The following is an 11357-nucleotide window of genomic DNA, read 5'->3' on the forward strand; positions in this document are numbered from 1 at the left end:
GCAAAAGCCTAGGGGAGGGATGCCGAAGCCCTGGCATCCCTCCCCCTGCTCCCGCCCCACCCGGGGTCGCGGGGCGCCGCCTCAGCCCTTCAGCGCCTCCGCGAGCTTGACCCGCGCCCCCATCCGCAGCAGCGAGTTCTGGTAGATGCGCGAGGCGAGGCCGATCGCCGCGACGCACGACGCGAGCAGGACGAGCAGCGACAGCACCGGCTCCCACCACTGGGCGTCGCCGAGGTACATGCGCAGCGGCATGCCGACCGGAGCCGAGAACGGCACGTACGACATCACCGTGAGCACGACGGGGTTGTCGTTGAAGAAGATCACGAGGAAGTACGGCGCCATGATCAGCATCGTGATCGGTGTCGTGGTCGCCCCGATGTCCTCCTGACGGGACACCATCGCGGCCGCCGCGGCGAAGAGCGAGGCCAGCAGCACGAAGCCGAAGAGGAAGAAGATCGCGAACCAGGCGATGGGGGCGCCCAGGGCGGTGAGGACTCCGGCCTGATCGGTCACGGCGAGCCCGATGACCGCGACCGCCGCGAGCAGCACGATCTGCGCCATGGCGAGGATCGTGTTGCCCAGCACCTTGCCCGCCAGCAGAGCCCGCACGGGGATCGCCGAGATGAGGATCTCGACCACGCGCGTCTGCTTCTCCTCGACGACGCTCTGGGCGATCGTCCCGCCGAAGGTCGTCGCGGCGATGAGGAACACGATGCCGAACGCCAGCGCGATGAAGTAGCGCAGCACGTCGGCCGCGTTCGACCCGGGATCGATCCGGTCGACCGGCGGCGTCTCGCTCAGCATCTGCAGGAGCGTCGAGGGGACGCTGTCCTTCACCACGACGGTGAAGTCGAACGACGAGTCCGACGAGCCGGCCACCAGGGCGGCATCCACCGTCCCGTCGGCGACGAGGGCGCGCGCGGCGTCGTCACTGTCGGCGACGGTCACCTCGAGGCCGTCGAGACCCGAGACGTCGCTCTGGGTCTGCGCGGTGACGGCGACGGGGATGCCGCTGGACGCGGCGGTTCCCGCGGTGAACCCGCCCCACAGCACCGAGGCGAGGGCCGCGACGATGAGCACGGCGGTCGAGATGACGAAGGCCTTGCTGCGCAGCTTCGAGCCGATCTCGCGCTCGGCGACGAGCCAGATGCTGTGCAGTTCGCCCGGGCGGGACGGGACGGCGGTCGAGGTGCTCACTGGATGACCTCCTTGAAGATCTCGGCGAGGGTCGGGCGGAGAGGAGCGAAGCTGGCGACGTCGCCGCGCGCCACGGCTCCCTGCAGCACGCGCTGCGCGGTGGCGTCGTCGGCCGCGTCGAAGAGCGCGTACCCGCCGTCGAAGTCGAGCACGTTCACCCCGGGCTCCTCGCGCAGCCAACCGGCGTCGCCGCGCGAGACCAGTTCGTACCGGTGCGTGGCGTGCTGGGCCCGCAGCTCGTCGCGGGTGCCCGCGGCGCGGATGGTGCCGCTCGCGATGATCACGAGGTCGTCGCACAGCCGCTCGACCACGTCGAGCTGGTGCGACGAGAAGAGCACCGCCGTACCAGCCGCGGCCTTCTCCTGCAGGACCCCCGCGACGACGTCGACGGCGAGCGGGTCGAGCCCCGAGAAGGGCTCGTCGAGGATGAGCACCTCGGGCTCGTGCACGAGCGACGCCGCGATCTGCGCCCGCTGCTGATTGCCGAGCGACAGCGTCTCGACGAGGTCGCCGAGGCGCTCGCCGAGTCCGAGCCGTTCCAGCAGCGCGGTGGCCTTGCGGGTGGCATCCGCCTTCGAGAACCCGTGCAGCCGCGCGAGGTAGGCGATGTGCTCGGCGGCCTTCATCTTGGGGTACAGGCCGCGCTCCTCGGGCATGTACCCGAAGCGGCGGCGATCGGCCGTCGTCACGGGGGAGCCGTTCAGCGCGACGGAGCCGGCGTCCTTCCCGAGCACGCCGAGGGCGATGCGCATGGTGGTGGTCTTGCCGGCGCCGTTCCCGCCGACGAAGCCCGTCAGGCGGCCGGGGGCGACGGTGAAGCCCACGTCGTCGAGCACGCGGCGACCGCCGTAGCTCTTGGTGATGCCGTCCAGTTCGAGCACGGTGCATCCCTTCTTCTCGTTGATGACCACGCTAGGCAGGCGGATGCCGCGGCACCTCCGCCCGCGGTGGGGTTGTCGCCCTCCACCCTGAGGGGGAGACCCCGAGGTTCCTGAGCCTGTCTGAGGGACCGGTCGCGTGGTTCCGGCGGCTTCGACGGGCTCAGCCGCCTCGAGTGGAGGTTCCTGAGCCTGTCGAAGGGACCGGTCGCGCCGTCAGGCGAGCCCGTGGCGGTGCGCGAGCACGACGGCCTGCACGCGGTCGCGCGCGCCGAGCTTCTGCAGCACGTTCGACACGTGCGTCTTGACCGTCGCCTCGCCGATGTACAGGCGCGCGGCGATCTCGGCGTTGCTGAGGGCCTCGGCCACGAGGGCGAGCACCTCGCTCTCGCGGTCGGTCAACGGCTCGGTCAGCACCAGCGGTTCGACCGCGCGAGCGCGCGCGGGGGTGATGGCGGTGGCGTCGGGCGTCGTCGGGACCCCGGATGCCGCGCCCCCGGCCGCCTGCGCGGTGAAGCGCTCGATGACGCGGCGCGTGACCTCAGGGGCGAGCAGCGCGTCGCCCGCGCCCACGATCCGCACCGCGGAGACGAGTTCTTCGGGCCCGGCGTTCTTCAGCAGGAAACCGCTCGCTCCCGCCGACAGCGCCGCGAAGAGGTAGTCGTCGCGGTCGAAGGTCGTGACGATGAGGATCGCCGCCTCCGAACGGGGGTCGGCGGTGAGCAGGCGCGTCGCCTCGAGGCCGTCCATGTCGGGCATCTGCACGTCCATGCAGATCACGTCGGGGCGCAGCCGTTCCGCGGCGGTCACCGCCTCGGCTCCGGTCGCGGCTTCGCCCACCACGGTGATGTCGGGCTCGAGCGACAGGATTGTGCGGAATCCGGCACGCATCATGGCGTGGTCGTCGACGAGGAGGACGCGCAGCTCAGACATGCGACACCTGCGCCGGGGTCAGGGGCACGCGCACGCGCACGAGCCATCCGCCGCGTGAACGGGGACCGATCTCGATCGTGCCGCCCGACACGGCCGCGCGTTCGCGCATGCCCCGCTGGCCGAGGCCGGGCGTCGACGAACCGGACCGTCCCGTGTTCGACACCTCGAGTTCGACGGCCTCCGCGGAGAAGCGCAGGCGCACGTCGGCCGTCGCCCCGGGCCCGGCGTGCCGGCGGGCGTTGGTGAGGGCCTCTTGGGCGATGCGGTACAGGTTGACCTGCACGAGCGCGGGCGGATCGCTCTCGGGCTCGCCGACGACGGTGAAGGTGGTCGGCAGGCCCGCGGCATCCGCCTCGTCGACGAGGGCGCGGATGGAGGTCAGCCCGTGCGTGGTGGGAGCCGTGTCGGGGGAGGAGTCCGCATCGGGGGAGCGCAGGGTCTCGAGCAGTTGGCGCAGCTCGTGCAGGGACTCCCGCGCCGAGCCCTCGATGCTCGCGAGCGTGTCGCGGGCGGCATCCGGATCGCGCGAGAGGAGGGAGCGGGCCACGCCCGCCTGCACGCCCATGAGCGAGACGTGGTGGGCGACGACGTCGTGCAGCTCGCGGGCGATGCGCACGCGATCGAGGGCCACGGCCTGCGCCGCGGTGACCTCGCGCTCGGACTCGAGCTCGGCGGTGCGCTCCTCGAGGGCGGCGCGCTCGCGCATCTGCTGGCGGGAGCGGTCGCCGAAGTAGTACGCCCCGCCGAAGAACAGCGCGTTCACGCCGATCATGAGCAGCTGGTAAGCCACGAAGGGCGAGAAGGCGCCGGCGCGCGAGAAGGCGCCCTCGACGGACGGGTCGACGGGCTGCGTCGCATCTTGGAACATCACGATGAACAACCACGCGAACATGCCGACGATGATCGCGACGCGGACGATCGTGGCGCGTCGGCGGCTCGGCTCCCACGCGCCGACGGTGTAGAGGGCGATGAACATCGCGATGTTGCCCGCGTAGAGCTCGGGGATGCGGAAGGTGACCGCGAAGAAGTACGCGGTCGACACGACCACCGCGGTGACCGACGGCCAGCGGCGCCGCACCGCGATCGGGATCGCCAGCACGGCGACGTAGACCACCGCGATCGCGAGGGATCCCTGCTCGTCTCCGTAGAGGCCCGAGACCGACGACAGCACGGCACTCAGCAGGCCGCCGAGGAACAGCACGGTCGCGAGGACGAGGTCGCCGCGCTGCTGGGTGCGGGTGAGCCGTGGCATCCCTCCACGCTAGGGGGGACCTCCGACACCCGCATCCCCCGTGCGGCGGAGTCAAGCCCGCGGGGAATAGCGACGACGCCGTCATGCTTTCGTTTGAATGCATTCGGGCGCGCCGCGCCCCCGTCTTCCCCGAGAGGATCATCGTGACCGAGTACACGATCGGCTACATCGTCGGCAGCATCTCCAGCACCTCCATCAACCGGCGCCTCGCCAAGGCGCTCGAGAAGGTCGCGCCCGAGGGTGTGACGCTGAAGGAGATCCCCATCGCGGATCTCCCCTTCTACTCGCCCGACTACGACGGCGACTTCCCCGCGGTCGCCACGGACTTCAAGAAGGCCATCGAGGATGCCGACGGCATGATCGTCGTGACCCCCGAGTACAGCCGTTCGATCCCGGGCGTCCTCAAGAACGCGCTCGACTGGTCGGCGCGCCCGTACGGTGAGGCGTCGTTCAACGACAAGCCCACCGCGGTCGTCGGCACCTCGCAGGGCGGCATCGCCACCGCGGCCGGTCAGCAGCACCTGCGCGCCGTGCTCCTGCACTACAACGCCCTGGTCCTGGGACAGCCCGAGGGCTATATCCAGTCGACGCCCGGCCTCTTCGAAGACGACGGCACGGTGACCGACGAGGGCACCGCCGCGTTCCTGCGCTCGATCATCGAGGCGCTCGTGACGCTGGTGAAGCGGACCGCGCCCGCCGAGGTCCCCTCGGTCTGACGGTTCGGCGCGGCGGGGTCGGGGCGCGCTGCGCTGCTCCTCGGCCCCGCGGTCGTTCCTCCCCGTGAGCGGAGCCGCCTGCGTCGCTCGCGGAGGGTCGTGCCCTCACCCACCGCACCCGGCATAGGGTGCGGTCATGGCATCCACCGACGACCTCGCCCGGGCGCTCGTCGCCCGCGCGCGGGACCGCGGCCAGGCGGTCGTGCGGTGCGACGCGACGATCCCCGTCGACGAGGTGCGGGCGAGGGTGCGGTCGCTGGCGAGGGATGCCGGGATGCCGGTGCGCACGGCGATGATCGATGACGTGCTGGCCGTGGCCCGCGTCGACGCCGAGCTGTGGTCGGACGACACGCCCACGATGCGCGCGAAGCTGGCGGCGCCCGGGGCGGTCGGCGAGGTGGGCTAGAGCGGCAGTGCGTCGGCCTTCCTCCGCAACAGTGCTGCTTCGCGTTCGTTGCGGGTGAGCCCCGCCGCCGCGCGCAGCTCGGATCGGGCCTCGTCGTGGCGCCCCAGCCGCGACAGCAGCTCGCCGCGCACCGAGGGGATCAGGTGCGAGCTCCGCAGCGCCCCGGCGGCGGCGAGGGCGTCGACGATCACGAGCCCCTCCCGGGGTCCGGATGCCATCGACACGGCGACCGCGCGATTGAGCTCCACCACGGGGCTCGGCGCCACGCGGCCGAGCACCTCGTAGAGAAGCGCGATGCGGTCCCAGTCGGTCGTGTCGACCCCTGCCGCCTCCGCGTGACAGAGCGCGATCGCCGCCTGCAGCTGGTACGGCCCGCGGCCTCTGCCGCGCGCGTCGGCGCGGTCGAGCAGCGCCCGCCCGCGCGAGATCGCCGAGCGATCCCAGCGCCGCCGGTCCTGGTCGGCGAGGAGCACGGCATCCCCGTTCGCATCCACCCGGGACGCGAAGCGCGACGCCTGCAGCTCCACGAGGGCGCCGAGGCCCAGCACCTCGGGTTCGCGGGGGAGGAGCCGTGCCAGAACGCGCCCCAGCCTGATCGCCTCATGGGCGAGCTCCGTCCTCAGCACGGCATCGCCGGACGTGGCCGCGTAGCCCTCCGTGAAGACGAGGTAGATCACGCTCAGCACGGCACCGAGCCGCGCCGGCCACTCCGCCGGATCCGGCGCCTCGAAGGGGACCCGAGCCGCGCTCAACGCCTTCTTCGCCCGCACGATCCGCTGCTGCATCGTCGGCACCGGCACGAGGAAGAGCCGGGCGATCGCCGCGGCGTCGAGGCCGCCGACGACCTTCAGCGTCAGGGCCACCTGCGCCTCGCGCGCGAGCACCGGATGGCACGCCGCGAACACCAGGCGCAGCACGTCGTCGTCGATCGGCTGCCACGCGGCATCCGTCACCTCGTCGAGATCCGCCCCGATGAGCCCGTACTTCTCGTCTCTCACCCGCTCCCTGCGCCACCCGTCGATCGCGCGTCTCTTCGCGACCGCGGTCAGCCAGGCGCCGGGGTTCGCCGGCACGCCGTCGCGCGGCCACTGCGCGAGGGCCTCGGCGACGGCATCCTGGGCCAGATCCTCCGCGGTGGGGAGGTCGCCGACCACGCGCGCGAGCGTCGCGACGATGCGGGCGCCCTCGATGCGCCAGATCGCCGCGACGCGCCGCGCGATGTCAGTGCCGGTATCGGTGCCGGTGTCGCCGGCGGGAGCGGGGCTCACCGCGAGGACTGCTCCTCGCGCCAGCCCTCCTCCTTCTGGATGTACTCGTTGTCGGCGAACGCCGCGAAGTCGGTCACGCGGCGCACCTCGAGCGTGTTGCCCGCGATGAGCGGCGCCCGGCGCGCCCACTCGACGGCCTCCTCCTTGGTCGAGACCTCGATGATCCAGAACCCGTTGAACAGCTCGTGCGTCTCGCCGTAGGGGCCGTCGGTGACGACGGGCTCCTCGCCGCCGAAGGTCACGAGGAAGTTCTGGCTCATGTCCTCGGCCAGGCCGTCGCCCGCGACCAGCACTCCCGCGCTCATCATCGACTCGTTGTAGGCGCCCATCTCGTTGATGATCTGCTCGAACGGGATCTGCTTGTACGCCGCGTACGCCTCGTCGGTGCCGCGCATGATCAGCATGAACTTCATCGTTGACTCTTCTCGTCGGTGCTCTCTCGAGCGATCTGAGGGGAGCGAATGCCTCCCCCTACTATCGCGTCGAACGGCGACGAGCGGAATCGACAGGGCGCGCGAGATTCTCGTCGATCCGGGCCGTGGCGGGGCGCAGCGCGGTTCATGAACGCCCCGGCGCGGCATCCGGATGCCGTGCCCCCGGCGCTCAGCCGAAGATCATCGGCAGGTCGTCCTCGTCGTCGGCATCCGACAGGTCGAGGTCGGCGACGACGGGCACGTGGTCGCTGGGGACCTCGCCCTTGCGCTCGTCGCGGTGGATCTCGGCAGCGTGCACGGCGTCCGCGAACGCCCGCGAGCCGAGGATGAAGTCGATGCGCAGGCCCTCGTTACGGGGGAAGCGCAGCTGCTTGTAGTCCCAGTACGTGTATCCGGTGGGGATGAGGGGGCGGACGACGTCGGTCAGCCCCGCCGCCTCGAACGCGCGGAACGCCTCGCGCTCGGGAGGGGAGACGTGGGTGGTCGCGCCCTCGACGACGGTGGGGTCGCCGTTGTCGTCGTCGGTGGGGGCGATGTTGAAGTCGCCCGTGAGGGCGAGCGGCAGGTCGGGGTGCGCGGCCAGCGTGTCGGAGGTGTACTGGCGCAGCTTGTCGAGCCAGTCGAGCTTGTAGACGTAGTGCGGGTCGTCGAGGCCGCGACCGTTGGGGACGTAGAGGCTCCAGACGCGGACGCCGTTCACGGTCGCGCCGATCGCGCGCGCCTCCTGCGGCTGGTCGGGGCCTTCTTTGCCCTTCTCGAAGCCGGGCATGCCGGGGAAGCCGATCTCGACGTCGTCGAGGGGCTCACGGCTCGCGATCGCGACACCGTTCCACTGGTTCAGGCCGTGCGCGGCGACGTGGTACCCGGCCTCCTCGAAGGCGGCGTACGGGAACTGCTCCGTCTTGCACTTGATCTCCTGCATCGCCAGCACGTCGATGTGCTCGCGCACGCAGAACTCGACGGTGCGGGTGACGCGGGCGCGGATGGAGTTGACGTTCCAGGTGGCCAGGCGCATGGCATCCAGCCTACTTTCGGCCGACGACATCGACGGTCAGGGTGACCCCGGCGTGATCCGTGTGGACCACTAAACTCGACGCCGTGACCGCCGCCTCCACGCCCGAGCTCGAAGCCGACCGCCAGGCCCTCATCGGCCTCATCAACGCGGAGGCGGTGTTCCACGGCGACTTCACCCTCTCGAGCGGCAAGAAGGCGACGTACTACGTCGACATGCGCAAGCTCACGCTCGACCACCGGGCCGCTCCCGCGATCGGCCGTCTCGTGCTCGACCTCGTGAAAGACCTCGACGGCGTCGTCGCCGTGGGCGGTCTGACCCTCGGGGCCGACCCGATCGCCAACGCCGTCATGCACGAGTCGGTGCACGCCGGTCGCCCCCTCGACGCGTTCGTCGTCCGCAAGGAGCCCAAGGACCACGGCCGCGGACGCCAGATCGAGGGCGCGGACGTGAAGGGCAAGCGCGTCGTCGTCGTCGAAGACACCTCCACCACCGGTCAGTCGGCGCTCAAGGCCGTCGAGGCCCTGCGCCGCGAGGGCGCCGAGGTCGTCGCCGTCGCCGTCATCGTCGACCGCAAGACCGGCGCGGAGGCCGCGATCGAGGCCGAGGGTCTGCAGTGGCTGGCCTCCATCGACCTCGACGACCTGGGGCTCGCGCCGCAGTAATCGGGACACGTGCGGCTCGGCGCCTGCTCGGCGCGACGCCCGCTCAGGGCTGTTTCCGCTCAGCGCCGGGCCTGCAGAGCACGGCCCGCTCGCTTGCCGTCCGTCATCGCCCGCGCGGGTCCACGCGCGTCAGCGGTTCCGATCGGTGCGCTCAGCGCCCCTCGTCGTCGGGACCGGGACCGGGACCGTCGAACGGATCGCGCCGCCCGCCCCCGCGGCGCGAACGCCGCCACTGCACGAGGAAGGCCACGAGCGTTCCCGCGGTGATGAAGAAGGCCGTGATCAGCCAGAGCGTGCGATCGTCCATGCCGAATGCCTCTCGCGGGTCAGAGCCCGGCGTCGAGTCCGTCTTCGCCGTCGGCCAGCTCGGACTCGAGCGGTTCGTCGCGCACGAGCTCGGCGACGGAGCCGAGGATCTCGTCGGGGCGGAACGGATACCGCTCGATCTCGCGCTGATCGCTGATGCCGGTCATCACGAGCACGGTGTGCAGGCCGGCTTCGATGCCCGCGACGATGTCGGTGTCCATGCGGTCGCCGATCATGCCGGTGTTCTCGCTGTGCGCGCCGATGCGGTTGAGAGCCGAGCGGAACATCATCGGGTTCGGCTTGCCCACGATGTAGGGCTCCTTGCCGGTGGCCTTCGTGATGAGGGCCGCGATCGCGCCCGTCGCGGGCAGCACGCCCTCGGTCGAGGGGCCCGTGGCATCCGGATTGGTCGCGATGAAGCGCGCGCCCCCGCGGATGAAGCGGATGGCCTTCGTGATGGCCTCGAACGAGTAGTTGCGGGTCTCGCCGACCACGACGTAGTCGGGAGTGGTCTCGGTCATGATGAACCCCGCCTCGTGCAGCGCGGTGGTCAGACCCGCCTCGCCGATGACGAAGGCGGAGCCCCCGGGCATCTGCGACTTGAGGAAGTCGGCGGTCGCCAGCGCCGAGGTCCAGATCGACGACTCGGGCACGACGAGGCCGGACGCCCGCAGCCGTGCGCTGAGGTCGCGCGGGGTGAAGATCGAGTTGTTCGTCAACACGAGGAACGGCGTGCCCTCGGACCGCCACTGGGCGAGCAGCTCGGAGGCGCCCGCGATGGGGGTGTTCTCATGGACGAGGACGCCGTCCATGTCGGTCAGCCAGCACTCGATGTCGCCACGGGTCCGCATGCGGCCAGCCTAGACCCGACCTCCGACACGCCCCCGGAAACCGGCGAGGGCGGGCCCGATCCGAAGACCGCGACCCGCCCGTCGGCGCGAGGACTGCTTACTTGAAGGTGTCCTTCACGTTCTCGCCCGCCTTCTTGGCATCCGCCTTCACCTGGTCGGCCTTGCCCTCGGCGGCGAGCTTGTCGTTGTCGGTCGCGTTGCCGATCGCTTCCTTCGCCTTGCCCACGATGTCCTGAGCGGCGTTCTTGATCTTGTCGTCCAGACCCATGATCTGACTCCTTCTCGTTTCGACGACGTCGGCGGCGGGGTGTCTCGTCGCGACGGAGCGGGTGCTCACAGGGGAGACGTGTCCCGCGCGCGATTCGTCACGCACATCTGTGGAAAAAGTTTCCGGATGCCGGTATGCCCCGAACGGAATGGACCCGTGACGCGGGAGCTCGATCTCGTTAGGGTCGAAGGGTGACGCGCGCCGAGTGGGACCCCGAGAACCTCCCCGACCTCTCCGGGCGCTCATACCTGGTCACCGGCGCGACCCGTGGACTCGGGTACTTCGCGTGCGAACAGCTCGCCGCCGCGGGCGCCCACGTGCTGCTGACGGGGCGCAACCCGCACAGCCTCTCCGCGGCCAAGGCGGCCGTGAAGCGGTCGACTCCGGATGCCGCGATCGAGACCCTGCTGCTCGACACCAGCAACATGGGCTCGGTGCGTGCCGCCGCGGCGACCGCGCGCGCCCGCGGTCGCCTCGACGGACTGCTGCTGAACGCCGGGGTCGTGCACCCGCCGAAGCAGCGGGAGACCGTGGGCGGTCACGAGCTCGTGTTCGCGACCAACGTGCTCGGGCACTTCGCCCTCGCCGGAGAGCTGCTCAAGCCGCTCGCGGCGGCGCGCGGCCGCATGGTGTGGGTGGGCAGCATGTCGACCTCGCTCTGGCGGCACCTGCCGACCGACCCCGAGCTGCGCGAGGGCTACACGCCCTGGAAGGCCTACGTGCAGTCGAAGGCGGCGACCACCGCGCTCGCCCTCGAGGCCGACAAGATGCTGCGCGCGCACGGGGTGCCCGTCGAGAGCCTCGTCGCGCACCCGGGCTACTCCACGAGCGGTCGCACGCGGGGCGTGCGGGGCGTCAACGAACCCAGCCGTCTCACGCGCTTCCTCGACAACCTCCAGGCCCCCATCACGCAGTCGAAGGAGCAGGGCGCGTGGGCGCTCGTGCGCGCGCTCGTCGACCCGTACGCCGAGGGCGGCTCGATGTACGGACCCGCCCTCGTCGCGCGCGGTGCGCCGCGGCGGGCCACGCCGGCGCGCGGTACGCGATCGGGCGACCTCGGCACCGAGCTGTGGCGCGCGTGCGAGACCGCGACGCACGTGAAGTGGCCCTTCGAGAGGGCCCGGCGCGCGGCATCTTGAACCCGCCCCCGCGATGTCGGCGGGGGGCTCTA

General features: G+C 71.3%; 14 protein-coding genes. 4 read left to right on the top strand and 10 right to left on the bottom strand.

The annotated features are described in order from the left end of the window. Positions 1-81 precede the first annotated feature (81 nt). The 4 genes from FB047_RS15090 to FB047_RS15105 all read right to left on the bottom strand — a co-directional run bounded on the left by FB047_RS15090 (position 82) and on the right by FB047_RS15105 (position 4260). Positions 82-1197, bottom strand: a complete 1116-nt coding sequence (locus FB047_RS15090; RefSeq protein WP_205823069.1) for an ABC transporter permease — start codon at positions 1195-1197, stop codon at positions 82-84. Next, the gene (locus FB047_RS15095; protein WP_136588028.1) at positions 1194-2078 is read right to left on the bottom strand and encodes an ABC transporter ATP-binding protein; all 885 of its coding nucleotides are present in this window, start codon (positions 2076-2078) and stop codon (positions 1194-1196) included. Before FB047_RS15095 ends, FB047_RS15090 begins: the two co-directional genes overlap by 4 nt. Positions 2079-2291: 213 nt before the next feature. Next, a complete protein-coding gene (locus tag FB047_RS15100) occupies positions 2292-3008 on the bottom strand; it encodes a response regulator (protein ID WP_136588029.1) in 717 nt (238 codons plus the stop codon). After that, positions 3001-4260, bottom strand: coding sequence for a sensor histidine kinase (locus FB047_RS15105; protein ID WP_136588030.1), 1260 nt, complete (start codon positions 4258-4260; stop codon positions 3001-3003). The genes FB047_RS15100 and FB047_RS15105 overlap by 8 nt, the downstream gene beginning before the upstream one ends. Positions 4261-4403: 143 nt before the next feature. Here FB047_RS15105 and FB047_RS15110 point away from each other — a divergent pair, with 143 nt between their 5' ends. Both FB047_RS15110 and FB047_RS15115 read left to right on the top strand, forming a co-directional pair. Further along, positions 4404-4976 carry an NADPH-dependent FMN reductase gene (locus tag FB047_RS15110; protein ID WP_136588031.1) on the top strand — a complete coding sequence of 191 codons (573 nt, stop codon included), beginning with the start codon at positions 4404-4406 and terminating at the stop codon, positions 4974-4976. A gap of 136 nt (positions 4977-5112) precedes the next feature. Further along, positions 5113-5382, top strand: a complete 270-nt coding sequence (locus tag FB047_RS15115) for a hypothetical protein (protein ID WP_136588032.1) — start codon at positions 5113-5115, stop codon at positions 5380-5382. Here the strand turns inward: FB047_RS15115 and FB047_RS15120 are convergent. The 3 genes from FB047_RS15120 to FB047_RS15130 form a co-directional block, all read right to left on the bottom strand. Continuing rightward, on the bottom strand, positions 5379-6650 hold the full coding sequence (locus FB047_RS15120; RefSeq protein ID WP_136588033.1) for an RNA polymerase sigma factor: 1272 nt from the start codon (positions 6648-6650) through the stop codon (positions 5379-5381). The two genes, FB047_RS15115 and FB047_RS15120, sit on opposite strands and share 4 nt — an antisense overlap. Further along, positions 6647-7063: a YciI family protein gene (locus FB047_RS15125; protein ID WP_136588034.1), complete on the bottom strand. Its 417-nt coding sequence runs from the start codon at positions 7061-7063 to the stop codon at positions 6647-6649. Before FB047_RS15125 ends, FB047_RS15120 begins: the two co-directional genes overlap by 4 nt. Before the next feature lie 190 nt (positions 7064-7253). Further along, the gene (locus FB047_RS15130; protein WP_136588035.1) at positions 7254-8099 is read right to left on the bottom strand and encodes an exodeoxyribonuclease III; all 846 of its coding nucleotides are present in this window, start codon (positions 8097-8099) and stop codon (positions 7254-7256) included. Between the two features lie 83 nt (positions 8100-8182). Between FB047_RS15130 and pyrE the strand changes: the two genes are divergently transcribed. Continuing rightward, the gene (gene pyrE / locus FB047_RS15135; protein ID WP_136588036.1) at positions 8183-8761 is read left to right on the top strand and encodes an orotate phosphoribosyltransferase; all 579 of its coding nucleotides are present in this window, start codon (positions 8183-8185) and stop codon (positions 8759-8761) included. 151 nt (positions 8762-8912) lie between these two features. Here pyrE and FB047_RS17010 read toward each other — a convergent pair whose 3' ends face one another. The 3 genes from FB047_RS17010 to FB047_RS15145 all read right to left on the bottom strand — a co-directional run bounded on the left by FB047_RS17010 (position 8913) and on the right by FB047_RS15145 (position 10186). Beyond that, positions 8913-9068, bottom strand: coding sequence for a hypothetical protein (locus FB047_RS17010; protein ID WP_167494259.1), 156 nt, complete (start codon positions 9066-9068; stop codon positions 8913-8915). Between the two features lie 19 nt (positions 9069-9087). Continuing rightward, complete coding sequence (locus FB047_RS15140; protein WP_136588037.1) at positions 9088-9918, bottom strand: HAD-IIA family hydrolase; 831 nt, start codon at positions 9916-9918, stop codon at positions 9088-9090. 97 nt (positions 9919-10015) lie between these two features. Further along, positions 10016-10186: a CsbD family protein gene (locus tag FB047_RS15145; protein WP_055832729.1), complete on the bottom strand. Its 171-nt coding sequence runs from the start codon at positions 10184-10186 to the stop codon at positions 10016-10018. Positions 10187-10377: 191 nt separating this feature from the next. Here FB047_RS15145 and FB047_RS15150 point away from each other — a divergent pair, with 191 nt between their 5' ends. Continuing rightward, positions 10378-11325 carry an SDR family NAD(P)-dependent oxidoreductase gene (locus tag FB047_RS15150; protein WP_136588038.1) on the top strand — a complete coding sequence of 316 codons (948 nt, stop codon included), beginning with the start codon at positions 10378-10380 and terminating at the stop codon, positions 11323-11325. The last annotated feature ends 32 nt before the right edge of the window (positions 11326-11357 follow it).

The sequence above is a fragment of the Microbacterium hydrothermale genome, assembly GCF_004854025.1.
In the GTDB taxonomy this organism is placed as follows: domain Bacteria; phylum Actinomycetota; class Actinomycetes; order Actinomycetales; family Microbacteriaceae; genus Microbacterium; species Microbacterium hydrothermale.

Coding starts and splice junctions, on each gene's coding strand:
- FB047_RS15145 (WP_055832729.1), bottom strand. CDS start 10,186: ATGGGTCTGGACGACAAGATCAAGAACGCCGCTCAGGACATCGTGGGC.
- FB047_RS15125 (WP_136588034.1), bottom strand. CDS start 7,063: ATGAAGTTCATGCTGATCATGCGCGGCACCGACGAGGCGTACGCGGCG.
- FB047_RS17010 (WP_167494259.1), bottom strand. CDS start 9,068: ATGGACGATCGCACGCTCTGGCTGATCACGGCCTTCTTCATCACCGCG.
- FB047_RS15140 (WP_136588037.1), bottom strand. CDS start 9,918: ATGCGGACCCGTGGCGACATCGAGTGCTGGCTGACCGACATGGACGGC.
- FB047_RS15130 (WP_136588035.1), bottom strand. CDS start 8,099: ATGCGCCTGGCCACCTGGAACGTCAACTCCATCCGCGCCCGCGTCACC.
- FB047_RS15100 (WP_136588029.1), bottom strand. CDS start 3,008: ATGTCTGAGCTGCGCGTCCTCCTCGTCGACGACCACGCCATGATGCGT.
- FB047_RS15115 (WP_136588032.1), top strand. CDS start 5,113: ATGGCATCCACCGACGACCTCGCCCGGGCGCTCGTCGCCCGCGCGCGG.
- FB047_RS15105 (WP_136588030.1), bottom strand. CDS start 4,260: ATGCCACGGCTCACCCGCACCCAGCAGCGCGGCGACCTCGTCCTCGCG.